This is a genomic window from uncultured Serinicoccus sp. (genome assembly GCF_947487915.1).
Classification (GTDB): Bacteria; Actinomycetota; Actinomycetes; order Actinomycetales; family Dermatophilaceae; genus Ornithinicoccus.
In genome coordinates this window covers 354,056-380,144 of sequence record NZ_CANKYH010000003.1, presented here as the reverse complement: position 1 = coordinate 380,144, position 26,089 = coordinate 354,056, and the positions used below count along the sequence as shown (strand labels likewise).

Below are 26,089 nucleotides of genomic sequence, written 5' to 3'. Positions count from 1 at the left end.
GGATCCTGGCCGATGTCGGCGACGTCGCCCGGTTCCCCACCCGGGCGCGGTTCGCGTCCTGGACCGGGACCGCACCGCTGGACGCCTCTTCTGGGCAGCAGGTCCGCCACCGCCTGTCCCGGGCGGGGAACAGGCGGATGAACCACGTGCTGCATATCGCCGCGACCGTGCAGCTGCGCAACGTCACCGAGGGCCGGGCCTACTTCGACCGCAAGGTCGCCGACGGCAAGACATCGATGGAGGCGCTGCGCGCGCTCAAACGGCGCCTGTCCGACGTGGTGTACCGCCAGCTCCTCGCCGACGCCATGTCGCTTCGAGACCCAGACGTCGAGGCGGGTCCGGGAGGGCACTGCGGGGCGTCTGAGGTATCCAGCGCGACCGACCTTCCCCCGCACATCGGCACTTCGGATCAGCCACTTCCCGGACCCGCACACCCGACGCTACCCCCGCCCGGCCCCCGCGACCAGCCCCACCCGGTCCCGGCAGCGGCCACATCGCGTCGCCGTGCCGGAGCCGTCAAGGTGCAGCGCCCCACCGGACGAACGACCTTGACGGCGACCAGCGGCGGCGCACCCTAGAAAGCGACGGCACCGGGGCCCTTGACACAGAGGGGAACCAGATGCGCGCGCCCGCCGAGACCCGAGTCGCACTGGAGCCGGGCTTGCCGCTCGACTACCGTGGCAGCGGCGTGTGCGCGACGCGCACGCCCTGACTGATCGGGGAGAGGTCGACGCAATGGGCAGCGCTATCGAGTCCGGCAGGTTGAGGTGGGTCTGGATCGGACTTCTCGTCCCTCCGTTGGTGCTCGGCGGTACCTACTCTGACTCAGTGCTCGCGCCTCTCGGGTGGATCACTGCGTTCATCGTTCTATGCCTGTGGGCCTTCTTGATGGTCAGGAACAGCCGTCGGCACCCATAGGTCGTCGTCCGCGCTCCAACCCCCGGCGGGCCTTCACGCCCCACGGCAGATCCTCATACCGAGACGCCTGGCTGGGAAGGTCCTACATCGCGTGGTGAGCCGCCTGGGCGCGCGAGTTCGGGTTACCCCCTGTCAGGCCCGCTCCCGGCACTAGTGTGCACGTGACGGGCCAGGCCCGCTACGAATCAACCAACTGGAGTGGATGCGTGTCTGCCATGAACCCACGGGCCGTAGATCTGATTCAGGGACTGCTCATCGCGTTGGCTACGGTGCTCTTTGGTGTTGCTCTCATCCTGGGGGACATCACCCTGCCCCGGAGCGTGGTTGGGGGCGGCTTCCTTGTCGTCGCCGGCCTCTGCTGGGCAATTGCGGCCGTCCTCCGAAGGCGGCATACCCGCATTCCGGCGTGACTCGGACTTGCCTTCAGGGTGCTGGTATGTGCACCTACGCGCCCAAGCAGCCGACCGGCGGCAATGTCGGACGCGCCGAAGGCTAGCGTCCTCCTGGCGGCAATGTCGGACGCGCCGAAGGCTAGCGTCCTCCTGGCGGCAGATCAGGATGTCTGGGCTTGGAGGTGACGGTGCTTCTGCAGTAGGTGCAAGGCACCGCCAACTGTCAGCGTGACCACCACGATCCACATAGGAAACGCCAGCGCGAACACACCGGTTGAGCCTTCGGGCACGGGCCACACGTCAAGCAACAGGGCAGCCTGAACCACCACAAGTACCGGGACGGCGGCACCGGCGGCCAGCAGAGAAGCACCTAGACCCCATCGAACGACGCCAACACGCCATACGGCGGCGACGAAGATCGAGAGCGCCACGATCCAGGCCTTGTGGCCCATGTCGGAGAGCGGGTCCGTGATCATGGTGAAGGGGATCACCAGAAGCAGCAACACGAGGAGTGTCGCGTAGTTGTGGCGGGAGCTGGCCGGCATTGGGTGGCCCATCCTTCAGGGTCGCGCAAGATTGACATTGGGAGGATAACCCATAGTGGCACGCACATGGCCGCCCTTCACCATGCCATGCCTTTTCCTAGAGTCGAGCGGATCATGTTTTTGCCTGACTCATGCGCGAAGAGGCGCTGCCTGCAGTGACAGCGAGGTGCGGCCAGAGGCCATTGCGGCCGACTACGCTCGCCGGGCGGTCGTGTTGGGCCACAAGATGACAACCTCGCCGTCGCGTTCAGCGATCAGTGAGGGACGCTCTCCCACTGAGGCTGGCTCTGTGACCCAAAGAGGTGTTCCTGCCTTCAATGGTCTGTCATTGCGTCTGGTGACACGCCAGGTGAGCTGTTCCGTTTCCGACAAACTGACAACGACGACATCAGGCGGAAAATATTTGGTCAATTGAGCCTGGGTGAGGGTATCGGTCTTCAACGCCGCATTCATCGTCTTCAGCCCAGATCGCCCCTTGATCAGCCACAGTAGCCCGCCGAGCACGACGACGTAAGCCGTCAAGATGAGCAAAGTCGCGGGCCACCCTCGGCCTCCCCCGGGGCCAAAGACCGCAACGGGAACACCCAGTGCCACCGGCACGAGAACAGTTCCGGCTATGCCGAGAACACGCCCTTGCCTGGCCTGATGATGCAGCACGCGGACAGCTTCCTCGTGCGACAACCGTCCGCGCTGCGATGGCGGCGGCACCTTCGGTGCTGGCATGACTTCACTCTCCTCCACCGCTCGGAGATTATCAGTGTGCGCCGTATCGCCTACCTGCGATCCGCGGCATTTCCGGATGGTCTTTCCCGGTGGTCTAGGAGGCGGTGAGGGGCAGGTCTGGGGTGTTGGGTGGTGGGTCGGTGCGCAGGCGTCCGTAGGTCAGCACGTCCACGCGCTCCCCGTCGACGAGGAACTTCTTTCGCTCTAGTCCCTCTTGGATGAATCCGGCTGCTAGGGCGATGCGTCCGGAGGCAGGGTTGTTGGCGGGCGCAGCACGGCGAAAGGTTCGGGAGGCATCGGTAGCGAGACTAGCCCGAGCGGACAGTCGTCTGCTGGTCTTTTCGAGGGCTGTGACGACGCCTTGTCTGATCAGTAGTTTCGTTGCCGCAGGACGTCCAGGGCGAGCTCGATGATGTCGGCCCGTGGATGCAGAGCGGTGACCTCGCCCAGGGGGACCCAGGCGGCGAAGTCGGTCGTGCCGTCGGTCTCGGTCGTCCCGAGTTCGCCGTCGGTGATGGTGGCCGTGAGGAGGAACCGCTGGGATCGCATGGGGCGGCGGGTGCCCTGGCGAGGCAGGGTGAAGTGGTGCTCGGCGACGATGTCGCCCACGTCCACGGTGTACCCGGTCTCTTCGAACACCTCTCGCGCGACAGCATCGTTGATGGACTCATCGAACTCGACGCCTCCGCCGGGCATTGTCCACCCGGGCTCTGCGCGGCCGCCCCCGTTGAACCAGGTCAGCAGGAGCTGGTCGTCGTCTGAGATGAGCAACCCGTAGGCAGCCAGGCGGGTATCGAACTCGGTGAAGTGCACCCAGGGAACGCTACCCCTGCACCGCGGCCAGGCCGGCCGACTGGCGGCCCCTTGGGTCTCAGGGTTGAGAGGCTCGCGGCCATTTTGAGAGTGACACCGGAGGCGGCAGTAGCGTGCGGCCACGCTCAGTGCGGCAAAGTCGGACGAGCGTAGCCGTCCTCCGCGCGGCAGATCCGGACGCGGACGGCTGCTCAGTTCCGTCCGCCTCTGACCTCTGCGAAGGTGGAGACCTCCCACCGCAGGACGGCTACGGCTTGGTCCGTTTCACGGTGCCATCGGTCACGGCTCTCCGGAGCGTCCCACCCGCGCTCCACGGCAGACTGGGGAAGGGTCATCAATGAGATCCCTCCGGTGAGCATTTGGCGCTACACATCGAGCATCTCGCCGATGACCTCTCTACGTCACAGAGCCACACCCACTCCCCAAACCCCACAACCCCAGGGACTCTTACCCCAAAATCCCGCATTGCAGCTCCTCCTCAAATTGCAATTTATGCCGCCTTTCACTGCCCTCCCTAACTCGAAACAGCAACAAGTGAAACGCATTCGGGCGCCCGCCCTCGCCGCGCCAGTACCCATGTTGGCCGATGTCAGCCTCTTCAACCCGGCGAGAATCGCCATTTCTAAACACTGCATGCGGCAGGTCACAATGCCCCGCACCCGGTCGATGTCAGCCACGGCAAAGTAAGAGAACCGCGTCATAGCTACCGCACGCCTGGGGTTCAACCCCTTGCGGCCATCCCAGACCGCACTCGTTACAGGCCGGGCAATGGGACAGCGCGTCAGAACAAGGCAGGCTACAGTTCGGTTGTGATGTCACCGTCTGCGTCGGCCCGCCGTGCCAGCCCGCCCGCCTCAGCAGGTCTGGCAGAACCTGGCTACGTGGGGGCGCTTGAGAGATCGCCCCTCGTGGCATGGAGCCTACTTGGTCCCCTGGAAAGAGGCACGTTAGATGCACGTCGGCAGCAAGTGGATCAGTCGCTATGCTCGCCGTGATCGATGATGCCTTGCCGTTGCTGAGTGGCGGGCTATGGACTGCAGCTTATCTTTTAATTTGGCGGGCCTCGGTCCGTGACCGAACCTTCGGTATGCCGGCGCTTGCTGCGTGTCTAAACCTCACATGGGAGTTGCTCTATTTCACCGGTGGGGTGATCTACTGGAGAGATTATGGCACAGATATTCACCTTCAAACCGTTGTGAACGGCCTCTGGTTGATCCTTGACATTGGTATTCTCTGGCAGGTTGCGAAGTATTTCCCAGACACACTCCATCTTACTTCTCCGAAGCAGCGGTTCAGCGTGCTCATGGGGCTGATCCTTGGCGCTCTCGCGTATCAGTTCGCCATTCTGCTAGCCACCGACCCTGAAAATGGTGCGAGACTGTCCGCCTTCATCCAGAATCTGTATATGTCCGGCGCCTTCATCGTCCTCCTCTTGAGCCGACGCACCCGTTTAGGACAGAGCCTTACAGCGGCATGGTGCAAGCTTCTGGGAACTCTCGCCGTTACGATATCAGCTGGTTATATAGGTGCGGTCGAGACCCACATTCTAATCTTGGGGATTGGATGCCTGATTTTTGACTTGCTATACGTCTGGTTGCTCGGCCGGGCACCCCACCTGGGCGGAGCCAAGGTGTGAAAAGACCGACGGTAGACACGCGGGTCACCATCGTTATTCCAACACTCAATGAAGATCGGTACCTTGGGGCGCTTCTGCGATCGCTTGAGGCGCAGGTCGGGCTGTCGACGCTTCCTCGCGTAATCGTCGTTGATGCCAGCCCCAACGATGCCACCCGTGAGATAGCGAAGAAATATAACAGCAATAGATTGCATATAGATGTGATCGAAACGTCGGTACAAGACGTGGGGCGCCAGCGCAATGTGGGTTGGCAGGCCGTCGAGACACCCGCTGTCCTGTTCCTCGATGCGGATACCGTGCTGAGGCCAGACGCGATGGCCGTCCTACTTGCCAAGGACCTGGGCCCTAGGTATGTCGCTGCCGCGAGGCACTACGCGGACCACCCCACCCTCGCTACGCAACTTCTGCTATGGGTGATTCACGGACTAATGCGTCTCGCCGTCACAGTAGGTGTACCGGTAACCAACGGGGACTTTATCTACACCAGCTTGGACACCTTGGAAGCGGTTGGCGGCTTTGCAGAGGGGTTCGCGCTGGGTGAAGACACGGATTTCGGGCTTCGAGCGCGAAAGGTGGGCGCGCGACCATTCCTGCTTCATGGTGTCGCAGTCCAAGCATCTTCACGGCGCCTTGACATTATTTCGCCGGTGCGACTGGTTCGCATCTGGGTAACAGCCTTCCTCCGCTCTTGGATCATCGGCCCCACACCCAAAGACAAGGTAAACTACCCTTTTGGCCTATGGGGTTCTGACAACAGCCCCTGACACCCTCACTCAGACCCACTGGCGTGCAGTCGAGTTTCCAGGGGCGCGATTATCACTAGTTGGATGATCATCACTCCGGCGAAAAGCACAGCCCACCACCAACGCTCCAGGTCGTCATTTGACGCGAGCGAGAACAAGACTGCAATTGCGGCAGATTGCGCTATTCCCCGCCCAACCCACAATAGCCGACGCTGCATCGAAAGACCCCCCAGCGACAAAGGATAAATCGTGTCGAGGGCGAGGATCGCGAGGATTGGACCCAACTGGGCCCGAGAAGGGGATCCGATAGTCGCGGCGAAAAAGTAGAACGCTATGAATGCGGCTGCCAAGACCACGTATGACAGGACCCGCAAGCTTGGACGCGCGGATGGAGTAGATAAGTACAGATGAACATTAGAAATGAAGAATAGGGAGATCCATATGAAGAAGCCTAGAGCCTGCAGCATGGTCACCAGTTGTGCTTCGCTCGGTGACGGGATGAGTTCGCTCCCGTTCAAAATTAGGGGGTCTTGATTGAAGTACTGAAGAGCAGAGTCTGCCCCCTTTCCAAGGCACAATGCATAGAATGCGGCGATGGCGGTCTTGTAGGGTGGTAACGCACCACCCGCACGCGGCCAGCCCACAGGGCCAGGTGGGCTGGCCGAATTCGTGCCAGCATCGCTCCGCCGGCCGTTGTGGCGTGCGATGGCGCGGGCAGCCATACTAGGCAGTATGAGGAAGCCGATAGATACAACGGTCAGGGCAGCAGCCCCGCGGAGCTTAGCGGCCTGCGGTCCGGGAGGGGTCCGTTGAAGGATGTCCATGCGCGCCTGCTAACTCGCTACGAAGAGTGCCTGGGTCTCTGGGGGCTCGGCCGCACCCTAGCAGAGGAGTTGCCGCGCAGTGGGCGCTTGAATCGGGGCATTCTGGTCGTGCGCTCTGCCGATATGTCGGAGGCGAGCTACCGGCTCGCTGTGGCGGTGGAGTCGCTCCACAGGGCGTCGGTGATTCGTGACGACATCCAGGATGATGACAAGGTTCGGCGGCAGTTGCCTGCCCTTCATGCCCGAATTGGCGTGGCAAGGGCGCTGGCGGTAGCCGATGTGATGCTCTCAAGAAGCCTCAGGACATTCGACGAGTTTGCTGACCCTCGGGCGATGCGTCTTGCAGTGCGTTGTTACGAGAGAATGGCGCGTGGCCAGGCGCTGGATGTGGGTGGGGTGCTGCTTGCGCGTGGAACGAGTCTTTCCGATGCCGCTCGGGAAAAGACAGGTTCGTTGGTTGCGTTGGCATTCGGCGTGGGGGCCGTCTGCGCCGGACTGGATGACCAGGCGGTGAATGCCAGGATGGGCATAGGTGAAGACTTAGGCACCTATTTTCAATTATGCAACGACGTGAGAAATGTGACCGTTGACGAGGGTCGTGGCAATTTCGGCAGTGACTTGCGCCTGGGCCGGCATAGTTCGGTCGCCGTCGCGCTACGGAAGAGCCAGGTTGATGTTCGATCTGTGGAAGAGACGGCGTTGAGGCAAGCGGTGGTCGATGTGCAGATGGAGGCAAATTTAATGCTCGAACGAGCATTATCTCGAGCGAGCACAATAGACCTCCCGCGGGATCTGCTGGAGGTATTGTCCGGGGACCTCCACCACATTGTGAGCGACCAGGAAGCGCCCCTTTAGTTTTCTCTCATACCTCTAAACTATGTTGGGTAGGGGGGTCAGCCTGCGTCACTAAGTTCCTTAATGCAACTGCTTTATCGGATTGCAGCAAGATCCGTTGAGGGTGCGGAAGCGGGCTAGTCACAAACGGGGTAGCCACCGCGATCATTGGTGCATCAGTCGGCACTTCCACAGCCGGCGCGTCACGGCCGCCACGGACCACAATGCGCAACATGCTTGCGCCGCCCGGCCGTTGTGATGGCCTGCGGCGCGTGCCATGCCCACTCCATGTCGGTACCCCCAAGCATCCGACTCTCGGCAGATCCGGTCTGTCACGACCCCGCAGTTGCGTGCCTGTTGAGTGCTTCTCAAACCATGTGCACCAATGACGAACGTGCTGCTCTTCCAGGTGCGTGGCTCCCAGGATTCGGTGGTGTTCCGCATGCCTCGGTAGGACGACTCAGCCGAGCACGTCCTCCACGGCGACCGACTCCATACCGAACGCCTCACCGACGGCACGGTAGGTCAACTGGTTGGCGTGCGCGTTGAGCCCCTTCGCCAACGCCGCGTTGTCCCGCAGCGCCTGCTCCCAGCCCTTGTCCGCGAGCTGCACGGCATACGGGAGGGTGGCGTTGGTGAGTGCCCAGGTGGAGGTATGCGGCACAGCGCCCGGCATGTTGGCGACGCAGTAGTAGAGCGAGTTGTGCACAGGGAAGGTCGGCTCGGCGTGGGTGGTGGGGCGCGAGCCCTCGAAGCAGCCGCCCTGGTCGATGGCCACGTCGACGAGTACCGAGCCCGGCTTCATCGTCGCCACCATGTCGTCCGTCACGAGCTTGGGTGCCTTGGCCCCGGGGATGAGGACCGTGCCGATGATCATGTCGGCCTCCGGCACCAGATCGGTGATCGTGAGGTTGTTGGAGGCCAGCTGCTTGACCTGGTTGTCGAAGCGCCAGAAGAGGGTGCGCAGCTTGTCGAGGTCGGTGTCGAGGATGGTGACGTCGGCGCCCATGCCGAGCGCGATGTTGGCGGCGTTCTGACCCGCGACACCGCCGCCGAGGACGAGCACCTTGGCGTTCGCGACGCCGCCGATCCCGCCCATGAGGACGCCGCGGCCGCCCTGGGCCTTCATCATCGTGTGTGCCCCGACCTGCGGCGCGAGGCAGCCCGCGACCTCCGACATCGGGTAGAGCAGCGGCAGCATCCCGCTGTCCAGCTGCACCGTCTCGTAGGCCACGGCCGTCGTGCCTGCCTCCACCAGCCGCCGGGTCAGCGGCTCGTCCGCCGCCAGGTGCAGGAAGGTGAACAGCAGCAGGTCGTCGCGCAGGTAGGCGTACTCGCTCTCGATCGGCTCCTTGACCTTGAGCACCATCTCACCGGCCGCCCAGGTCGCGTCCGGCCCGTCGACGATCGTCGCGCCCTGTGCGACGTACTCCTCGTCGCTGATCGAGGACCCGAGCCCGGCCCCCTGCTGCACGAAGACCTCGTGCCCGCGGTGCACCAGCTCGTGCACCCCCACCGGGGTGATGGCCACCCGGAACTCGTTGTTCTTGACCTCGGTCGGCACGGCGATCTTCATGGGCCCACTATGCCGTTCACGCAGGTCCGGCGCATCCCGCCCTCGCGGGTCGCCCCTGTCGGTGCGCCGATCTAGGGTCGAGGTATGACCTCGGCACCGGTGACGACATGACCGCCCTGCTCTGGCTGCGCCGCGACCTGCGCCGCGGCGACCACCCCGCGCTGCTCGCCGCCCGGGACGCCTCCGATGACAAGGGCAACGGAGACCTCTGCGTACTTTTTGTTGTCGACCCCTACCTCTGGGAGCGGGGCGGGCCGGTGCGACGCGCCTGGCTGGCCGCCAGCCTCGAGGCCGCCCAGGAAGACTTCGACGGGCGCCTCGTCATCCGGCACGGCGAGCCCGCCAAGGTCGTGCCCGCCGTGGCCACGGAGGTCGGAGCCGGCTCGGTGCATGTCACCCGCGAGGTCACCCCCGCGGGTCGGCGCCGCGACAAGCAGGTGCAGGACGCGCTGGCTGACAAGGACGTCGAGTGGGTCGAGACCGGCACCCCTTATGCCGTCGGCCCCGGCCTGGTGCGCAACGGCTCGGGGGATCCCTACAAGGTCTACACCCCCTTCCACCGCGCCTGGCGCGAGCACGGGTGGCCCGAGCCCGCGGCATACCCGCGCTCCCTGGACCTGGTGGAGGCCGACAGCCACCAGAAGGCGCTCGACATGCTCGAGAAGGCGCTCGGGGAGGACGACCTGCCGCAGATGCCCGAGGCGGGGGAGAAGGCCGCGCTGGCCCGCTGGCGCGACTTCCGCGACGAGGCGCTCGACGACTACGACGGCGACCGCGACAAGCCGGCGATCGACGGCACGAGCCGGCTGTCGGCCTACCTCAAGATCGGCGCGATCCACCCACGGACGATCCTGGCCGACCTCGCCGACAAACGGTCGCAGGGGGCGCAGACCTTCGAGCAGGAGATCGCCTGGCGCGAGTTCTACGGCGACGTCCTCGCGCAGAACCCGCGCAGCGCCTGGCACGACCTGCGCGACGCGCTGCCCGGCATGCGTTATGACGAGCCGCAGGACGCCATCGAGGCGTGGAAGGACGGGCGGACGGGCTACCCGATCGTCGACGCGGGGATGCGGCAGCTGCGCGAGGTCGGCTGGATGCACAACCGGGTGCGGATGATCACCGCGAGCTTCCTCACCAAGGACCTGCACGTCTGGTGGCCGACCGGCGCGCGCTGGTTCCTCGACCGCCTCGTCGACGGCGACATCGCGAGCAACAACCACGGCTGGCAGTGGGTCGCGGGCACGGGCACCGACGCCTCGCCCTACTTCCGCGTCTTCAACCCGGTCACCCAGGGCGAGAAGTTCGACCCGAGCGGCGACTACGTGCGGCGCTGGGTGCCCGAGCTGCGCCACCTCTCCGGCAAGTCCGCGCACCAGCCGTGGAAGGCCGACGACGGCTACGAGCACGACTACCCGCCGCCCATCGTCGACCACGCCGAGGAGCGCAAGGAGGCGCTGAGCAGGTATGACGCCGCACGCCGCTGAGCGCCACCGCGCCGGTCGGCGGAGCGGTGCTCAGGAGGGTCGGGCGCGGGTGGGCAGGCTCCGGTCCGCGACGCGGGTGCTCAACGATGCTCGCCCTGGGCGACGGCGACCGGGTCCTCCACGCGCCTCACGCCCGGCAGGACGATGCGCTTGAGGCTGTCCTGGGCGCCGTCGCCGGAGAGCGCCTCCTCCACCTGCTCCAGACCGAAGACGTGCGTCACGAGGGAGTCCACCTCGACCTGGCCGCTGCGGACCAGCTCGCGGGCGATGGGCCAGGTGCCGGTGTAGCGGAAGACCCCGGTGACGTTGAGCTCGCGCATGGCCACGTCGGGCACCGAGAGCGGGATCTCGTCGGCGCTTCCGACGAGCACCACCGTGCCGCCGGGACGGGTCGCGCGGATGCCCGAGCTGATGGCGGGGACGGCCCCGGTGGCGTCGACGAAGACATGGGCGTCCAGGCCCTCGAGCGACTCCTGCCTCGGGTCGATGACGCGGGTCACGCCGTAGCGCGCGGCCAGCTCGCGGCGGGCGGGGTCGAGGTCGGTGAGCACGACCTCCGCGGCGCCGTAGGCCCGGGCCACCTGGGCGGTGAGGATGCCGATGGGGCCACCTCCCGCGATGAGCACGCGGTCACCGACCTTGATGCCGCCCTTCTGCGCGGCCGCGATGCCGACCGAGAGCGGCTCCAGCAGGGCGCCGGCGTGGTCGCTGATCGAGTCGGGCAGGGCGAAGGCGAAGTCGGCCTGGATGACGACGTACTCGCAGAACGCCCCGTCGACCGGCGGGGTGGCGTAGAACTCCATCGACGGACACAGGTTGTAGTCCCCGGCCTTGCAGAAGTCGCAGACCCTGCACGGCCGCTGTGGCTCCACGGCGACCCGCTCGCCGACCCGGCCAGGGTCGACGTCCCTGCCCACCGCCACGACCGTGCCGCTCAGCTCGTGGCCGAGGATCAGCGGCTCCTCGACGACGTACTCACCGATGCGCCCGTGCTCGTAGTAGTGGACGTCCGACCCGCACACGCCGACGCTCGCGACCCGGACGAGTACCTCGTCGGGCGCGGGCTGCGGCACGGGCCGCTGCTCCAGCACGATGGAGCCGACGCCCGTCAGCACGCTGGCGGTCATCTCGGCGGGCAGGGTGGGGGTGTCGCTCATGTCGTCTCCTCGGTGGTGGGCAGGTCGATGACGGGCACCGTCTGCCCGTCCAGGGCGTCCAGCAAGGTGCTCGCCGGGGCCGCGCGCAGGTCCTCGCCGGAGCCGCTCAGGTAGTCGGTGAGGTAGGCCCGGACCGGCCCGGCGTCGACGCGCTCGGGGACGGGTCCCGGGGTGAGCACGCCGAGCAGCATCCCCTCGACCCGGGGTCGACCGGGCGCGACGGGCGGCTGGAAAAACGGCACGTCCAGGGCTCGCACCCCCTGCCGGCGGTAGAACTCGATGCGCCGCCAGGGGTCGCCGAAACCGCGGTCGTCGTGCGCCCGGGGGTCCTCGATCTCGACGAGCAGCATCGGCCCCGCGGCCCGCAGGCGCTCCATGAGCCGGGACCCGACCCCGCCGGCGCGGCGGGTGGGGTGCGTGGCGAGGTAGGACAGCAGCGCCACCGGCGCGTCCGGGGCGGCGGCGTCGACCACCGACACCCCCACCGGCTCGCCGTCCTCGAGGGCGAGGACCACCTGGCTGGTGGGGCGCCGGCACGCGGCGACGAAGTCGTCCTCGCCGACCAGCTCGTCGGCGGGGAACGACGGGGCGAGCACCTGGGCGTAGCAGTCACGCCACACCTGCTCGGACGTCATACCGCTCTCGACCAGCTCAACCACGCGTGCTCCTGCGGTATCCGATGACTCCCCACACCGCCAGGCCGACGATGGCCAGAGCATAGGTGACCAGCTCCGCGGCCACGACCGCCGGCGGCGTGCGGGCGGGAAAGACCGAGTCGTTGACGAAGCCGAAGAGGTCGGCGAGGGAGAAGAGCGCGAGGACGAAAAGGATGAGCCCGACGAGGTTCTGGTAGGACGCGGTGCGGGCCTCCTCCACCGCGGCGGCGTCGTCACCCAGCTGGGTGTAGAGCTCGTCCAGCTCGCTGATGCTCGTCGCGAGCTCGGCCTCCAGCCGCGAGGCCCCGCTCGTGTGCAGCAGGTTGTCCAGGATGTGCCGGTGCCCGGGGGAGCGGGCCAGCTCCTCGGAGTGCAGGAGGGCCCGCTGCTGCCGGATGAGGGCCCCGTGGTCGGCCAGGCGCAGCCGCAGCAGGCGCACCTCGTCGGTCTTGAGCGACTCCCCGGCGAGCCGCCTCCGCAGCATCGTCGTCGCCACGTCCACCGCCTCCTGCAGGTGGTTGTTCCACTGCCGGATGAGCGCCCGCGACGACACCACGAACTCGATGAGCTCGCTGGTGCCGAGCAGGGACCAGTCCGGCAGCCCCGGGGTGTAGAGGCACGTGCTGCGGGCGGTCTGCACGGCGAGGGAGTCCAGCGGCGCGAGCTGACCGAGGAAGTTGGGGATGTCGGCGTCGAGCCCGGGGTCGGCATACCGCAGCCACTCCTCCAGCCCGGCGGCGGTGCGCTCGGCAGGGATGAGCAGCAGCGGGCCGACCGCGTCCAGGATCTGCTCCCCGGTGGCCTCGACGGAGCGGGGCGGGACGCCGGCCTCCCCCGGGGTCCGCACGAGCGCCTCGGGCATGGTGATGAGGGCGTGCGTGTCGATGGCCGGGTCGACGTGGCAGCGCAGCTTGCGGACCTCGAGCAGGTCGTCCCACCCGGACACCATCTCGACCACGGCCGCGGCGAGCTGCCCCACCGACCCGTGGACCCGACCGCCGGAGTCGAGCACCACGTCCTCGGCGCCCATGAAGCCGGACCCGCGGCGCAGCGCCTGGTTGAGGTCGTGGTAGCCGGGCGGGCGGTCGTCGTCGGCCGGCTGCACCGGGCCGCTGACGCGCACGTGGTGGTTGCCGAAGGAGGAGAAGCGGATCTCGACGCGGTACGGCCCGAGCCGGGGCAGACCGGGTGCGCGCGGCTGGATCCACAGGTCCGGCAGGACCGCGGTGACGACCTGGTATGCCGTCGGCTCGAGCTCGGAGTCCGTGGACTCGCTGAAGACCTCGTCGCGGCCGTGGCTCCAGATGTCGCTGAGCTCGAGGTCGCGCACCTGGAGCGGGGCCAGCGGGCCGGTGCCGATGAGCCGGTGGCCGTTGCGGCGCACGGCGGCGACCAGCCTCTCGTTGTCCCGCGCCAGGTTGTCGGTGGCACCGCGGGCGGTGAAGGGCACGACATAGGTCACCTTGAGGCCCGGGAAGGTCAGCCCGGACAGCGCCGTCGACCGCAGCCGCGCGGCCAGGGCGGTGAGCGCCATGACGTGCGCGCGCAGCTCGCTCTGGTAGACGTCGACCGCCAGCCGCTCGTCCACCAGGGCCTGCTGCAGCGCGGCCGCCCGTGCCTCGACCTCCTCGACCTCGACCTCCCCGAGCACGTGCTCGAGGATGGTCTGGGCCGAGAGCCGGACGCCGTCGAAGTAGAGGTGGTGGGCCTCGAGCACGCGACGGAGCAGCCCGGCCGGGGTCACGGGTGCGGCGCCGACCCCGCGGCCGGACCCGGAGCCCGACACCCCGTCGGTGAGCGGGGCCGCGCCGGCGGTGAGCGCATCCAGCTCGGCGAGCACGGCCGCCGTGCCGTCGGCGACCTGCCCGGCGGCCTGGATGGTCTCCATCGCGCACGAGCAGTTGAGACCGTTCTCCATCTCGAAGGCGGCCAGCAGGTCGCCGAGATGGCGCACGAGCAGGTCCACCAGCGCGCGCTCCCGCTCGTCGGCGACGGCCGTCCGGGCGCTCAGCCAGGTCTCCTGGGCCACCTCGATGAGCACGCCCATGTTGTCGGTGTCGGCACTCAGCTCCCAGCCGTGCTGCACCTCGGCGTAGAGCGCGAACCCGAGCAGGAAGGACGCGCCCGGCTGACGAGCCGCCTGGGACCAGAGACCCCGGACGGCGCTGGTGACCTGCCCGCGGTCGCGGTCCGGCCCGCTCACCAGGCCCTCGACGGCCCGGGTGAAGTCGCCGAGGTCGACCCGGGAGGCCTGGATGGCGGTCCGCGTCGCGATGACGTCACGGTCGCGGTGGAACTCGGTCGCCACGCGCGCCCAGTCGACGTCCACGGTCACGCCCGCCGGTGCGCTCATCCGCCGAAGCCTAGCGACAACGGTGCTCGCGCGGGAGGCTCAGCCCTCCAGGCGGGCCAGCTCCTCCTCGCTCAGCTGCAGGTCGGCGGCCGCCGCCGAGTCCGTGACCGACTGGGGACGCTTGGCCCCGGGGATGGGGATGACGACCGGCGACTGGGCCAGCTCCCAGGCGAGGGCCACCTGCTGCGGGCTGACGCCGCGCTCCTGCGCGACCTCGGCGAAGGCCGGGTGGTGCTCGGCCAGCTGCTTGGCGTCGTTCAGCCCACCCAGCGGCGACCAGGGCAGGAAGGCCAGGCCCAGCTCGGCGCAGACCTCGATCTCGGGGAAGCTGCTGCGGAACTTGGGGCTGAACTGGTTCTGCACGCTCACCAGCGCGTCCCCGAGCACCTCGTGGGCGGCCCGGATCTGGGCGGGGTCGGCGTTGGACAGGCCGATCATGGCGACCTTGCCGGAGTCGGCGATCTCCTTGAGGGTCGCGAAGACCTCCTCGTCCGGGGTGTCCGGGTCGGGCCGGTGGTGCTGCCACAGGGCGATCTGCTCGACCCCGAGCCGGTCCAGGCTGGCGTCGACGGTGGAGACGAGGTAGTCGTGGCTGCTGTCGGTCTCCCAGGCGCCGCCGTCGGTGCGCACGTGCCCGCCCTTGGTGGCCAGCAGGACCTGGTCCCGCACGCCGAGCTCGTCGAGCAGCGAGGCGATGAGGCGCTCGTTCTCGCCCTGCGCGCCGGCGCCCTTCTCGCCCGGCCCGTAGGCGTCCGCGGTGTCGAACAGGGTCACCCCTGCGTCCAGCGCCGCGCGCACCGTGTCGAGCAGCTGCTCGCGGGGCTGCTCCCCGCTCTGGTCGAAGGTCATCAGCCCGAGGCCGATCGCGCCGACCTGGTGCTCGCCGACGGTGGGGTTGCCGATAGTCCGTGTGTGCATCCCTCGAGCGTATGCCGGTGGTCGCCCGGGCGCTCAGCCAGTCACCGCGGCCCGGCCTCAGTCGGTGAAGGCCTTGGCCAGGGCGATCATCCGCGCCCGGAAGTCGTCGGAGGCGGGCGCGTGGGGCGCGGCCCACACCGCGTTGAGCACCAGCCGGACGAAGGTCCAGGCGCGCACCCGGACCTCGTCCAGCCCGGCCGCGTCGGCCACGACGTCGGCGCGCAGCCGGGCGTGGGTGCGCAGGTTGCTCGCCCGCGCCGCCTCCTCGGCGCGGTTCCAGACGACGGGAGCCACGGCATACGCCCACTCCCCGGCGACCGGCTTGGGGTCGATCGCCAGCCAGTCTCGCCGGTCGGGGCTGCCCGGCAGCGGCGCGAGGACGTTGAGGTCGTGCAGGTCCTCGTGCACGAGGGACGGCGGGCCGGGGTCGGCCAGCAGGTCGGGCAGGGTCGCGGCCGCCTGCTCGGTGAGCCGTCGCGGCACGCTCGGGGTGGGGTGGGCGAGCTGCTCGGCCCACCGCTGCGCCTTCGTCGCGACCGTGTCGATCCGCGGCAGGGCCGGCCGGTCCAGCTCGCGCATCAGCAGCCCGACGACCTCGCACGCCTCCAGCAGCGGCCGCTCGCGCAGGCACCGGTCGGCGTCCAGCCCCTCCAGCAGCAGCGCGGAGGAGACCGGATCGGCGGCGAGCAGCCGCACGGCGCCGCGGCCGTCCCAGGCCCGCAGCGCCAGGTGCTCGTGGCGGGACTCGGCGTGCGGCCAGGTCACCTTGAGCGCCGCCGCCTCCCCGGTCCGCCGTCGCACCGGCACCACCAGCGCGCACTCGCCGTGCCGGCTGGCCCCGGTGATGCTCAGCCGCCAGTCGGCGAGCAGCCGGTCGACCAGCCCGGGCAGACCGTCGAGCCAGGTGGCGCCGTCGACGGCGCGGGGCAGCCCGGCCCGGTCGGGGAGTGCACCGAGCACCTCGTCGGCGGGCCGGCCACGGACCAGGTCGGCGAAGGCGGCGGGGATGAGGTCGGGCACCGGCCCACCCTAGGTCGCCCGGCTCAGTCCTCCGCGCTCCGCGCGCCCGGCTCAGTCCTCAGCGCTGCGCGCGCCCTTGCGTGAGATCATCTCGCGTCGCTGCTCGGGGGTCAGCGCGGCGAGCTGCTCGACCACCTCGACCGGGTGACCCCTGACCTCCGGCGCCGCCGCGACGGGGACGACCGTGTGGACGACGCGGTCGGCATACACGTGGACGACGTTGACGGACTGGTGCGCGTCGAGCGCCGAGGTGAAGCGACCGAGCGGCGCCGGGTCCTCGAGGTAACAGGTGGCCGCGGCCACGCTCACCGGGATCCCGGCGAAGGTCGAGTGCGAGGAGAAGTGGAAGTGCCCGCCGAGGATGCTGACGACGTCGGTGCCCTCCAGCACGGCGGCCAGCCGGTCCTGGTCGAGGAGCTCGATGATGGCGGCGGCCGGCACCATCGGCACCGGGATCGGCGGGTGGTGCAGCGCCAGGACCGTGCCGTGCTCGGCCGGCGTGGTGAGCACCTCGGCCAGCCAGCGCAGCTGCTCCTCGCGCAGCTCGCCGTGGTGGTAGCCGGGCACCGTCGTGTCGAGGGAGACCACCCGCAGGCCGCCGACGTCGTAGACCGCGTCCTGCGGCTCGTCGACCCCCGCCTCGCGACCGAAGAGCTCGGCGGCGTAGACCGGGCGCTCGTCGTGGTTGCCCATGACCCAGACGACCTGCGCGCCCAGGTCGGTCGCGAGCGGCTCCGTCATCGCCCGCAGCTCGCGGTATGCCCCCGCCTCGCCCCGGTCGGCGAGGTCGCCGGTGACGATGATCGCGTCCGGCGCGGGGTCGAGCCGGGTGAGCCGCTCCAGGGCCTCCCGGGCGTGGGCGGTGGTGTCGATGACGCCGAACTGGCGGGCACCGTCGGCGAGCAGGTGGGTGTCGCTGACGTGCGCGATCGTGCGCAGCGGGGCCGGGTGCTGGCCGAACTGGGGTGTGCTCACGCCGCCAATGTATGCCGTGCGCGGTCCACGTCGACCCGGCGCCACGACACCAGGTCGTCAGCCCGGGTCAGCCCGGTCAGCCCAGCACCGCGAGCGCGGCGAGCAACCCGGCCACCTGGGTGAGCACCGCCGTGGCGCCGAGCACGTCACCGGTGGCCCCGCCGAGCATGCGGTCCGCCCAGACCTCGACGAGCAGCGGGGTGACGACCGCGGCGAGCAGGACTCCGAGGGCGACCCAGACCCCCACCGGCCAGATGAGCAGCGTCGACACCGCGCCCAGGACCCCGGCCACCGTCACCTGCCGGGGGAGAAGACCACGCACGAGCGCCCCCGCCGTCCCCTCGGGGCGGGCCGAGGGCAGCCGCAGCGCCACGGGGAGCATGGCCGAGCGCGAGAGCGCGCCGACCGAGGCGAGGACGGCGACGAGGCCCCACCCGTCGAGCGCGCCGAGCAGAGCGTCCACCGTCGCGACCTGCAGCAGCAGCGCCAGCACCACCGACGCCGCGCCGTAGACCCCGACGGCGTGGTCCTTCATGATCCTCAGCCGGGCGGCCTGGTCGTGCCCGCCGCAGCCGTCGGCGCAGTCCGCGAGGCCGTCCAGGTGCAGCGCCCCGGTGAGGACGACCTCGGCGAGCACGGCCAGCGTGGCCGCCACGAGCGTCGGCAGCAGCAGGTGGCCGGCCCAGGCGACGGCCCCGACCAGCGCCCCGACCCCGGCTCCCACGACAGGGAAGGCCCACGCCGCGCCTGCCAGGTCGAAGCCCTGGCGCGCCGGCACCGGCACCCGGGTGAGGAAGCTCGTCGCGTCCTGCAGCCCGCCGATCATCGGTGGTCAGCCGCCGTGCGGCGGCGCAGCGCCGGGTGCGGCGCCGGGGGCGGCGTCCTCCCGCCCGAGGTCGGCGAGCTCGCCCATGTCCTGCAGCAGCGCCAGGCTGGAGCGGACGAGCGGGATCGCCAGGGCCGCGCCGCTCGCCTCGCCGAGCCGCATCTGCAGGTCGAGCAGCGGGGTCAGCCCCATCTCCTGCAGCTGCATGGTGTGCCCGGGCTCGGTCGAGCGGTGCGCGGCGATCATCGCGTCCGCGGCGGCCGGGGCCAGCCGCCAGGCCACCAGGGCGCCCGCGGTGCTGATGAACCCGTCGAGCAGCGCCGGGACCCGGTGCGCCGCGCACCCCAGCGCCACCCCGGCCAGGGCGGCGATCTCCAGCCCGCCCATCGCGGCCAGCACGTCCCACGGCTCCTCGACGTCCTCGTGCCGCGCGAGCACGGCGTCGACCATCTCGACCTTGTGCGCGAGCGCCTCCCCCTCGACGCCCGTCCCCGCGCCGACGACGCGCGCCGGGTCGCGGTCGAGGATGGCGGAGGTGAGGACGCTGGCGGTGGTCGTGCTGCCGATGCCCATCTCCCCGAGGGCGAGGAGGTCGGCGCCCCCCTCGATGAGCTCCTCGGCCAGCCGGATCCCCACCGCGACCGCCTGCTCGGCCTCGGCGCGGGTCATCGCCGGCCCCTCAGCGCTGTTGTCGGTCCCGGCGCGGACCCGCCGGTCCAGCACCGCGGCATACGTCTGCGGGGGATGCATCCGCGGCGGCTCGATCACCCCGAGGTCGGCGACGACGAGCTGCGCGTCCGCCTGGTGCGCGAGGATCGACACGGCGGCGCGCCCACCGGTGAAGGCGGCGAGCATCTGCGCCGTGACCTCCTGGGGGTAGGCGCTGACCCCGGCCCGCGCGATCCCGTGGTCGGCGGCGCACACGAGGACGACGGGGGAGTCGACCCGCGGGGTGGTGGTCCGCTGGATGCCGGCGACCCGCGCGGCCAGGGCCTCGAGCTGGCCCAGGCTGTGCAGCGGCTTGACCTTGCCGTCGAAGGCGCGGGCGACGGCCGCCGAGCTCTCGTGGTCCGGGCCCTCGATCGCGGCGATCGTGCGCTCGATCAGGGCGCGGTCGGCGCTCTGGTCGGTGTCGGCCATGGGGTTCAGTCCTCCTGCGGGTCGAGGGTCAGGGTGCGTCCGGCCACGACGAGCTGGGCCAGACCGGCATCCCGGGCCAGGACGGCGTTGACCCGGCCCAGACGGTCACGGTATCCCCTCGCCACCGGGTGCATGGGGACGATCCCGAGCCCGACCTCGTTGGTCACGACGATGACGCTGCCGTCGTAGGCTGCCGCCCACCCCGCCAGGGCCCGGGCCCGGTCGAGCGTGGCCGCCTCCTCGTCGCCGTGCTCCATGAGGTTGGAGACCCACAGGCTGAGGCAGTCGACGACGACGCAGGCCCCGGGGTCGAGCGCCGTGCAGGCGTCGACCAGGTCGACGGGTGCCTCGACGGTGCTCCACCCCTCGGGGCGCTCGGCCTGGTGGCGGGTGATCCGGTCGGCCATCTCCTCGTCCCCGGCCTGCCCGGTGGCGACGAAGACGACCGGTCGCCCGCTGTGCTGCGCGCGTCGGACGGCGAGCGCCGACTTGCCGCTGCGCGCACCGCCGGTGAGGAAGGTGAGCGTCATCGGGGTCTCCTCCTCGAGGCTCGGCCACGGTCCGCCGCCCAGAGTGCCACGGCGAGGAGCACGACGGCGCCCTCCACCCGGTCGACGAGCCGGCGCGCCCGCCTGATGTCCGCCGGACCGGGCCGCGGGCCGGAGCCGAGGGTGGGCCGGTCCTCGCGGCGACCGGCATACATCAGCGGACCGCCGAGCTGCACGCCGAGCGCCCCCGCGACCGCGCTCTCGGCGACCCCGGCGTTGGGGGAGGGATGGGCCGGCGCGTCCCGCCGCACCGTCGCGAGGACCGTGCGGGCCGAAGGTCCCGTGGGCGGCTGCCTGCGCAGGGCCCCGACGAGCGTGCCGAGGCCGGTATCCAGCGCGACGAGCCCGGCGAAGACCCGGGCCGGCACCCAGGCCATGACGTCGTCGGCGCGCGCGGCGGCGGTGCCGAAGCGGGCATACCTCGGGCTGCGGTGCCCGACCATCGCGTCCATCGTGTTGACCGCCCGGTGCACCAGGACCCCCGGCGCCCCGGCGAGCAACCCCCAGACCGCCGGCGCGACGACGGCGTCGACGGTGTTCTCGGCGAGCGACTCGACGACGGCGGCGCTGACGCCGGCCTCGTCCAGGCCGCGCGGGTCGCGTCCGACGAGCCAGGGCAGGCGCTCCCGGGCGCCGTCCAGGTCCCCGGCGACGAGCCTCGCCTCGATCTGCCCGGAGGTATGCCGCAGCATCCGTCCGGCGCTCGCCACCCCGACCGCGGTGGCCAGGCCGGCCGGGCCGAGCCGGGCCAGCGCCGCACCGACGAGAGCGCCCAGGCCGGCGCCGGCGACGGCATACCCGGCTCCGGCGAGGCGGCGGTCGGCGTAGGTGAGGCGCTCGACGCGGCCCATGGCCGTCCCGAACCACGCCACCGGGTGCCAGGCGTCCGGCGGCTCACCGAGCGCCCGGTCGAGGAGCAACCCGGCCGCGACCCCCAGCCCCCGGCGCGCCATCGTCGAGCCACCCCCCGCGACTCCTACGCAGAAAGGGTTCCTGTGTCGTGATGCATCACCGCAGCGGAGCACCTTCTGCGCAGGAGTGGCCGACCGGCGGCCGGGAGGCATGCTCACCACACCACTCCGGCCCCGCCGGCACCACCGTCCCCGGCGGGCGGCCGCCACGGGTGCGCCGCCAGCCCGGCCGCCACCGCGGCGTGCACAGCCCGCGCGACCCGCTGCCCCCACACCGAGCGCACGCCGGCGAACGCCTCGACGGGCCCGCCGAGGGTCGCCGCCGAAACCTCCGGGACCGCCAAGACGTCCGGGCACAGGACCACGACGGCGTCGCTGGCGGTGCCGGTGCCCGGCACCCCGGCCTGCACGAGGACCTGGGCCTTGGCCTCGGTGACCGTCCCGACGGCCTGCACCAGCGCTGACGGGCTCAGCGCCACCGGCAGCGCGACGACGACGTTGATGGTCCCCAGGGGCGGAGGGGCCTCGCCGACACGATCTCCACGCGGCGTGCCGGGGGTCGGGCGCCGGCCCTGACGAGGTTCGTCCGGTCGCGGTCGTCGATCCTCGTGCGGCGCGTCCGTTCCCCGGGCGGGCGCCACCGCCCAGGTCGGCTTGGTCACACCGACCGTGGCCCAGCACCGCACCCCCTCCACCTCGGCGGACTCGACCTGCCGCACGTCCGCCGCCGTCAGCAGGGTCGTGCCCGGACCGGTGAGCCCCAGCTCGGCGGCCCGCTCGTCGGCATACGCGGCCAGGTCCGTCCGGTCGAAACGGTCGTCGACCATGAGGTTGGTCACCCATCGCGGTCGCACGAGCCCGCCGCCGACGGACGCCGAGCTCAGCGCCCCCCAGCCAGCCGGGACCTCCCAGACCAGCGCCCGCGCGTCACCGTGGACGTGGAAGCTCGGCCCGTCCGTGCTCACCATCCCGGCTCCTGCCCGACCGGCACCGCCTCCGCGGCCAGCGCCAGCACGGCGTCGAGGTCGAGATGCTCCTCCACCCAGTCGGCGAGGTGCTCCAGGTGCGCGTCGAGCGCGTCGGCATAGGGCACCGGCGAGGGGTGAAAGTCCCGCCCCCGGACCGACGCGACCGCACCCAGCAGGGCATGCCGCAGCGCGTCCTCGTCGAGCACGCCGTGCACGGTGGTGCCGCGAACCCGGTGGTCCGGGGTGAGGCACCCCTCGGCCCCGGTGCCGTGCAGGTCCAGCCAGGGCACGGCGCCCTCGTGCGGGGCCACGCGGCCGAGGTGGATCTGGTAGCCGGACACCACCGAGGACCCACCCGAGACCCGGCCGCGTACCCGGCGCACCACCTTGGGCCGGGCGAAACGGGTCGACACGGGCAACAGGCCGAGCCCCGGCACGGCTGGGGCGGGAACAACCATCTGCGGCGCTCGGTCGGGGTGGGGGACAACCATCTGCGGCGCTCGGTCGGGGTGGGGGACAACCATTCGCGGCGCTCGGTCGGGGTGGGGGGAGGTCGCCTCGACGCCGTCGTCCTCGATCTCCGACCCGAGCATCTGGTAGCCGCCGCAGATCCCGAGCACGTGCGGCCCGCCGTCCTCCCGCGCCAGGCGCACGATCGCCTCGGCGAGCCCCCGCTCGCGCAGCCAGGCGAGGTCGGCGACCGTGGCCCGCGTGCCGGGGAGGAGGACCAGGTCGACGTCCAGCAGGTCACCCGGCCGCGCCGCCCACCGCAGCTCCACCGAGGGCTCGAGGACGAGCGGGTCGAGGTCGGAGGGGTTGGCCAGGTGCGGCAGCGCGACCACGCCCACGCGCAGCGGGCGGCCCTCGCCCGACCCCTCCCCGGGCGAGGGCCGACCCGCTGCGCGCAGGTCCAGGGAGTCCTCGACGCCGAGCATGAGGTGCTCGCCCAGGTGGGGGAGCACGCCGAGGACGGGTATGCCGGTGCGCGCCTCGAGGTCGCGCACCGCCGGTTCGAGCAGGGAGACGTCGCCGCGCATCCCGTTGAGGACGACCCCGCGCAGGCAGGACCGCAACCGCGGCGGCAGCAGCGCCCAGGTGCCGTAGGCCGCGGCGAAGGCGCCGCCGCGGTCGATGTCGACGACGAGCACCGCGGGCAGGCCGGCGGCGGCCGCCAGCGGGAGGTTGACGACGTCCCGGTCGAGCAGGTTGGTCTCGGCCGCGCCGCCGGCGCCCTCGGCGACGACGACCGCGTGCTCGCGCCGCAGCGAGGTGAGTGCGTCGAGGACGGTCGGCCGCAGGGAGCGGGCGCGGGCGCCATACCCCACCGCGTCGTCGACGGCGACCTCCTCGCCGAGCACGACGACGTGCGAGCGCATCCCGGCCGGCTTGAGCAGGACCGGCCCCATGCGGCGGTCGGTCTCGACCCGGGCGGCGAGCGCCTGCATGGCCTGCGCCCGGCCGATCTCGCCGCCGTCGGGGGTGACGGCGCTGTGGTTGGACATGTTCTGCGCCTTGAACGGCGCGACGTCGACGCCGCGGCGGACGAGGGCGCGGCAGAGCGCCGCGGTGACCGTGGACTTGCCGGCGCCGCTGGTGGCACCGGCGACGAGCAGCGCGCCCACCTAGTAGTCGATCCCGCGCCGCGCCCGGATCCCCTGCTGGAAGGCGTGCTTGACCGCCACCATCTCGGTGACCGTGTCGGCGACGTCGATCACCGGCTGCGGCATCTCCCGGCCGGTGAGGAAGACGCTGACGTCCTCCGGACGGCCGCGCAGCGCCTCGACGACCGCCTCGACCTCGATCCACCCCCAGTTCATCGGGTAGGAGATCTCGTCGAGCATGATCATCCGGTGCTCGCCCGCGGCGATGAGCCCGGCGCTGAAGTCCCACGCCGCCACCGCCTTGGCCCGGCTCTCGTCCAGGTCGGTGCTGTCCCAGGAGAAGCCGTCGCCCGCGCTGAACCACTGCACCCCCAGCTGGCGCAGCATCGCCTCCTCGCCGGTGCGCCACTTCCCGGACTTGAGGAACTGCACGCACGCGGTGGGCCAGTCCCGTCCCCGGCTGCGCAGCAGCGTCCCGAAGGCCGCGGTCGACTTGCCCTTGCCGTGCCCGGTGGTGACCAAGACGAGCGAGGGCGCCGAACGCAGCTCGCGCCGGTCGTAGGGCCGCTTCGTGCGCGGCTCGCCGTGCTCGCCGGTGCTGCTGTCGTCGTTCACGAGACCTCCGTGGTGTTCCTGGCGGGCAGGGGGGTGGGCGCCGAGACGGGGGTATGCGGTGCCCGCGCCTGCGGGAGCACGACGAGGTGGCCGTCGAGCCGGTGGACGTGCACCGGGTGGTGGTAGACCCGGCTGAGCAGGGTGTCCTCGAGGACGTCCTCGGGGGTGCCGAGCGCCACCGGGGCGCCGCGCTCGAGGAGGAGGAGGCGGTCGGCATACCGCGCCGCCATCCCGAGGTCGTGCATGGCCGCCACCACGGTCAGGCCGTCCTCGCGACGCAGCTCGTCGACGAGCTCGAGCACCTCGACCTGGTGGCCCACGTCGAGGGCGCTGGTCGGCTCGTCGAGCAGCAGGACCGGGCTCTGCTGCACCAGCGCGCGGGCGATGACGACCCGCTGCGCCTCCCCGCCGGACAGGCTGCGGACCGGGCGGCTGGCGAACGACGCGAGCCCGAGGCGGCGCAGCACGTCGGTGGCGATGCGCCGGTCGGCGCGCGACTCCATGGAGAGCCAGCCGAGGTGGGCGGTGCGACCGAGCAGGACGTACTCGACCACGGGCATCCCCGGCGGCAGCTCGGGAGACTGGGGCATGAGGGAGAGGTCGGTCGGGCCGGGCGGGGTGCCGTCGCCGCGCTCGACGGTGCCGGTGCGCGGGACGAGGCGCACCAGGGAGCGCAGGAACGTCGACTTGCCCGAGCCGTTGGGCCCGATGAGACCGAGCCACTCACCGGCCCGCAGGTCCAGGTCGACCCCGGCGACGACCTCGCTGCCGGCGAAGGAGACCCGCACGTCGCGGGCGCGCAGGGCATGGGCGGGGTGCAGCCGGCGGGTGGTCACGAGTCGGCCTTCCGGCGCCACAGGACGACGCAGAAGAAGGGGGCGCCGACGAAGGCGGTGATGACGCCGACCGGCAGCTCGGCCGGGGCGACGAGGGTGCGGGCGCCGATGTCGACGGTCGCGAGGAAGGCGGCGCCGAGGATCGCCGACAGCGGCACGATGAGGCGGTAGGAGTGGCCCACGAGCAGCCGGACCAGGTGCGGCGTGACCAGCCCGACGAAGGCGATGAGCCCGCTGACCGACACCGCGGCCGCCGTGATGAGCGTCGCCGCGCCGACCACGACGAGCCGGGACCGGGCGGGGGAGAGGCCGAGCGAGCGGGCCTCGTCGTCGCCGAGGCGCAGGACGTCGAGGTGGCGCGCGTGCAGCCACAGCACCGCCCCGGCGAGCAGCACGTAGGGGAGCAGCAGCGTCACCGGCCCCCAGCCGTGCGTCGCGAGCCGGCCGAACAGCCAGCTGAGCACCTCGCGGGCGCGGGTCTCGTCGAGCCGGGTGAGGGCATACGTCTGGGTGGCGGAGAAGAGCGCCGCCATGGCGACCCCCGCCAGCAGCAGGGTCGCCGGGTCACGGAAGGAACCGCGCGCCACCAGGACCGAGCCGGTGACCGCGAGGACGGCCCCGATGAAGGCGGCCATCGGCAGCGCGGCGATCGGCCCCCACGCCAGGTCCAGCCCGAAGCCGAGCGCGAGGACCGCCCCGAGCCCGGCCCCCGCCGAGACGCCGAGCAGGTAGGGGTCGGCCAGGGGGTTGCGGAAGACGCCCTGGTAGCCCGCGCCGGCCATGGCCAGGCTGGCCCCGACGAGCGCGGCGAGGATGGTGCGCGGCAGCCGGATCTGCCACAGCACCGCCTCCTGGGCGGTGCTGAGGGTCTGCGTCAGCTCGACCCCGGGCAGCGCCCCGACGAGCGCCCGGACCACCCCCTCGACCGGCAGCCCCGCCGCCCCCTGCGTGGCCGAGGCCAGGATCGCGAGGAGCAGCAGGGCCGTGCAGCCCAGCAGCGCGGGCACCGAGAGCCGGAAGGCGCGCTCGGCGGCCTCGTCGAGCGCATCGGCGGGCGCGTGGGTGCGGGTCGTCATG

General features: G+C 70.8%; 25 protein-coding genes. 5 read left to right on the top strand and 20 right to left on the bottom strand.

Going from position 1 to position 26,089, the window contains the following annotated elements:
* Positions 1-578: transposase (locus Q0795_RS05330; RefSeq protein WP_298887507.1), on the top strand; the 578-nt coding region annotated here is incomplete at its 5' end.
* Between the two features lie 893 nt (positions 579-1,471).
* On the opposite strand, the gene Q0795_RS05325 is transcribed toward Q0795_RS05330, so the two are convergent.
* From Q0795_RS05325 to Q0795_RS05315, 3 genes are all read right to left on the bottom strand, one after another.
* The gene (locus tag Q0795_RS05325) at positions 1,472-1,855 is read right to left on the bottom strand and encodes a hypothetical protein (RefSeq protein WP_298887504.1); all 384 of its coding nucleotides are present in this window, start codon (positions 1,853-1,855) and stop codon (positions 1,472-1,474) included.
* 192 nt (positions 1,856-2,047) lie between these two features.
* On the bottom strand, positions 2,048-2,578 hold the full coding sequence (locus Q0795_RS05320) for a hypothetical protein (RefSeq protein WP_298887501.1): 531 nt from the start codon (positions 2,576-2,578) through the stop codon (positions 2,048-2,050).
* Positions 2,579-2,947: 369 nt separating this feature from the next.
* On the bottom strand, positions 2,948-3,391 hold the full coding sequence (locus Q0795_RS05315; RefSeq protein WP_298887499.1) for an NUDIX domain-containing protein: 444 nt from the start codon (positions 3,389-3,391) through the stop codon (positions 2,948-2,950).
* Positions 3,392-4,373: 982 nt separating this feature from the next.
* On the opposite strand from Q0795_RS05315, the gene Q0795_RS05310 reads away from it, so the two are divergent.
* Both Q0795_RS05310 and Q0795_RS05305 read left to right on the top strand, forming a co-directional pair.
* Entirely contained in the window at positions 4,374-5,027 is a 654-nt protein-coding gene (locus Q0795_RS05310; RefSeq protein ID WP_298887496.1) for a hypothetical protein, read from the top strand.
* A complete protein-coding gene (locus tag Q0795_RS05305) occupies positions 5,024-5,791 on the top strand; it encodes a glycosyltransferase (RefSeq protein WP_298887493.1) in 768 nt (255 codons plus the stop codon). Before Q0795_RS05310 ends, Q0795_RS05305 begins: the two co-directional genes overlap by 4 nt.
* A 5-nt stretch (positions 5,792-5,796) precedes the next feature.
* Here Q0795_RS05305 and Q0795_RS05300 read toward each other — a convergent pair whose 3' ends face one another.
* Positions 5,797-6,492 (bottom strand): hypothetical protein, encoded by a 696-nt coding sequence (locus Q0795_RS05300; RefSeq protein ID WP_298887549.1) that lies wholly within the window; start codon positions 6,490-6,492, stop codon positions 5,797-5,799.
* On the opposite strand from Q0795_RS05300, the gene Q0795_RS05295 reads away from it, so the two are divergent.
* On the top strand, positions 6,466-7,449 hold the full coding sequence (locus Q0795_RS05295) for a polyprenyl synthetase family protein (protein ID WP_298887490.1): 984 nt from the start codon (positions 6,466-6,468) through the stop codon (positions 7,447-7,449). The genes Q0795_RS05300 and Q0795_RS05295 overlap by 27 nt on opposite strands.
* 439 nt (positions 7,450-7,888) lie before the next feature.
* Here the strand turns inward: Q0795_RS05295 and ald are convergent, their stop codons facing one another.
* Entirely contained in the window at positions 7,889-9,004 is a 1,116-nt protein-coding gene (ald, locus tag Q0795_RS05290) for an alanine dehydrogenase (RefSeq protein ID WP_298887487.1), read from the bottom strand.
* A 107-nt stretch (positions 9,005-9,111) separates the two neighbouring features.
* Between ald and Q0795_RS05285 the strand changes: the two genes are divergently transcribed.
* Complete coding sequence (locus Q0795_RS05285; protein WP_298887484.1) at positions 9,112-10,488, top strand: deoxyribodipyrimidine photo-lyase; 1,377 nt, start codon at positions 9,112-9,114, stop codon at positions 10,486-10,488.
* Positions 10,489-10,568: 80 nt separating this feature from the next.
* On the opposite strand, the gene Q0795_RS05280 is transcribed toward Q0795_RS05285, so the two are convergent.
* The 15 genes from Q0795_RS05280 to Q0795_RS05210 form a co-directional block, all read right to left on the bottom strand.
* The gene (locus tag Q0795_RS05280) at positions 10,569-11,645 is read right to left on the bottom strand and encodes an NAD(P)-dependent alcohol dehydrogenase (protein WP_298887481.1); all 1,077 of its coding nucleotides are present in this window, start codon (positions 11,643-11,645) and stop codon (positions 10,569-10,571) included.
* A complete protein-coding gene (locus Q0795_RS05275) occupies positions 11,642-12,304 on the bottom strand; it encodes a GNAT family N-acetyltransferase (RefSeq protein WP_298887478.1) in 663 nt (220 codons plus the stop codon). Before Q0795_RS05275 ends, Q0795_RS05280 begins: the two co-directional genes overlap by 4 nt.
* Complete coding sequence (locus tag Q0795_RS05270) at positions 12,297-14,654, bottom strand: hypothetical protein (RefSeq protein ID WP_298887475.1); 2,358 nt, start codon at positions 14,652-14,654, stop codon at positions 12,297-12,299. Before Q0795_RS05270 ends, Q0795_RS05275 begins: the two co-directional genes overlap by 8 nt.
* Positions 14,655-14,693: 39 nt before the next feature.
* Positions 14,694-15,572 carry an aldo/keto reductase gene (locus Q0795_RS05265; RefSeq protein WP_298887472.1) on the bottom strand — a complete coding sequence of 293 codons (879 nt, stop codon included), beginning with the start codon at positions 15,570-15,572 and terminating at the stop codon, positions 14,694-14,696.
* A gap of 57 nt (positions 15,573-15,629) precedes the next feature.
* On the bottom strand, positions 15,630-16,592 hold the full coding sequence (locus Q0795_RS05260) for an aminoglycoside phosphotransferase family protein (protein WP_298887469.1): 963 nt from the start codon (positions 16,590-16,592) through the stop codon (positions 15,630-15,632).
* 51 nt (positions 16,593-16,643) lie between these two features.
* Complete coding sequence (locus Q0795_RS05255; RefSeq protein WP_298887464.1) at positions 16,644-17,567, bottom strand: metallophosphoesterase; 924 nt, start codon at positions 17,565-17,567, stop codon at positions 16,644-16,646.
* Positions 17,568-17,643: 76 nt separating this feature from the next.
* Positions 17,644-18,393, bottom strand: a complete 750-nt coding sequence (gene cobS / locus Q0795_RS05250) for an adenosylcobinamide-GDP ribazoletransferase (RefSeq protein WP_298887462.1) — start codon at positions 18,391-18,393, stop codon at positions 17,644-17,646.
* Between the two features lie 6 nt (positions 18,394-18,399).
* Positions 18,400-19,533 carry a nicotinate-nucleotide--dimethylbenzimidazole phosphoribosyltransferase gene (cobT, locus tag Q0795_RS05245; protein ID WP_298887458.1) on the bottom strand — a complete coding sequence of 378 codons (1,134 nt, stop codon included), beginning with the start codon at positions 19,531-19,533 and terminating at the stop codon, positions 18,400-18,402.
* 5 nt (positions 19,534-19,538) lie between these two features.
* Complete coding sequence (gene cobU / locus Q0795_RS05240) at positions 19,539-20,063, bottom strand: bifunctional adenosylcobinamide kinase/adenosylcobinamide-phosphate guanylyltransferase (RefSeq protein WP_298887455.1); 525 nt, start codon at positions 20,061-20,063, stop codon at positions 19,539-19,541.
* Positions 20,060-21,034 (bottom strand): CobD/CbiB family cobalamin biosynthesis protein, encoded by a 975-nt coding sequence (locus tag Q0795_RS05235; RefSeq protein WP_298887452.1) that lies wholly within the window; start codon positions 21,032-21,034, stop codon positions 20,060-20,062. The genes cobU and Q0795_RS05235 overlap by 4 nt, the downstream gene beginning before the upstream one ends.
* 113 nt (positions 21,035-21,147) lie before the next feature.
* The gene (locus tag Q0795_RS05230; RefSeq protein ID WP_298887450.1) at positions 21,148-21,960 is read right to left on the bottom strand and encodes an adenosylcobinamide amidohydrolase; all 813 of its coding nucleotides are present in this window, start codon (positions 21,958-21,960) and stop codon (positions 21,148-21,150) included.
* Positions 21,954-23,582, bottom strand: a complete 1,629-nt coding sequence (locus Q0795_RS05225) for a cobyric acid synthase (protein ID WP_298887448.1) — start codon at positions 23,580-23,582, stop codon at positions 21,954-21,956. Before Q0795_RS05225 ends, Q0795_RS05230 begins: the two co-directional genes overlap by 7 nt.
* Complete coding sequence (gene cobO, locus Q0795_RS05220; protein ID WP_298887445.1) at positions 23,583-24,176, bottom strand: cob(I)yrinic acid a,c-diamide adenosyltransferase; 594 nt, start codon at positions 24,174-24,176, stop codon at positions 23,583-23,585.
* Positions 24,173-25,012, bottom strand: coding sequence for an ABC transporter ATP-binding protein (locus Q0795_RS05215; RefSeq protein ID WP_298887443.1), 840 nt, complete (start codon positions 25,010-25,012; stop codon positions 24,173-24,175). The genes cobO and Q0795_RS05215 overlap by 4 nt, the downstream gene beginning before the upstream one ends.
* On the bottom strand, positions 25,009-26,088 hold the full coding sequence (locus Q0795_RS05210) for an iron ABC transporter permease (protein WP_298887441.1): 1,080 nt from the start codon (positions 26,086-26,088) through the stop codon (positions 25,009-25,011). The genes Q0795_RS05215 and Q0795_RS05210 overlap by 4 nt, the downstream gene beginning before the upstream one ends.
* Position 26,089 lies beyond the last annotated feature (1 nt).

Coding starts and splice junctions, on each gene's coding strand:
- ald (WP_298887487.1), bottom strand. CDS start 9,004: ATGAAGATCGCCGTGCCGACCGAGGTCAAGAACAACGAGTTCCGGGTG.
- Q0795_RS05325 (WP_298887504.1), bottom strand. CDS start 1,855: ATGCCGGCCAGCTCCCGCCACAACTACGCGACACTCCTCGTGTTGCTG.
- Q0795_RS05285 (WP_298887484.1), top strand. CDS start 9,112: ATGACCGCCCTGCTCTGGCTGCGCCGCGACCTGCGCCGCGGCGACCAC.
- Q0795_RS05300 (WP_298887549.1), bottom strand. CDS start 6,492: ATGGCTGCCCGCGCCATCGCACGCCACAACGGCCGGCGGAGCGATGCT.
- cobS (WP_298887462.1), bottom strand. CDS start 18,393: ATGATCGGCGGGCTGCAGGACGCGACGAGCTTCCTCACCCGGGTGCCG.
- Q0795_RS05280 (WP_298887481.1), bottom strand. CDS start 11,645: ATGAGCGACACCCCCACCCTGCCCGCCGAGATGACCGCCAGCGTGCTG.
- Q0795_RS05310 (WP_298887496.1), top strand. CDS start 4,374: ATGCTCGCCGTGATCGATGATGCCTTGCCGTTGCTGAGTGGCGGGCTA.
- Q0795_RS05320 (WP_298887501.1), bottom strand. CDS start 2,578: ATGCCAGCACCGAAGGTGCCGCCGCCATCGCAGCGCGGACGGTTGTCG.
- Q0795_RS05270 (WP_298887475.1), bottom strand. CDS start 14,654: ATGAGCGCACCGGCGGGCGTGACCGTGGACGTCGACTGGGCGCGCGTG.
- Q0795_RS05265 (WP_298887472.1), bottom strand. CDS start 15,572: ATGCACACACGGACTATCGGCAACCCCACCGTCGGCGAGCACCAGGTC.
- Q0795_RS05210 (WP_298887441.1), bottom strand. CDS start 26,088: ATGACGACCCGCACCCACGCGCCCGCCGATGCGCTCGACGAGGCCGCC.
- Q0795_RS05235 (WP_298887452.1), bottom strand. CDS start 21,034: ATGGCGCGCCGGGGGCTGGGGGTCGCGGCCGGGTTGCTCCTCGACCGG.
- cobU (WP_298887455.1), bottom strand. CDS start 20,063: ATGACGCTCACCTTCCTCACCGGCGGTGCGCGCAGCGGCAAGTCGGCG.
- cobT (WP_298887458.1), bottom strand. CDS start 19,533: ATGGCCGACACCGACCAGAGCGCCGACCGCGCCCTGATCGAGCGCACG.
- Q0795_RS05230 (WP_298887450.1), bottom strand. CDS start 21,960: ATGGTGAGCACGGACGGGCCGAGCTTCCACGTCCACGGTGACGCGCGG.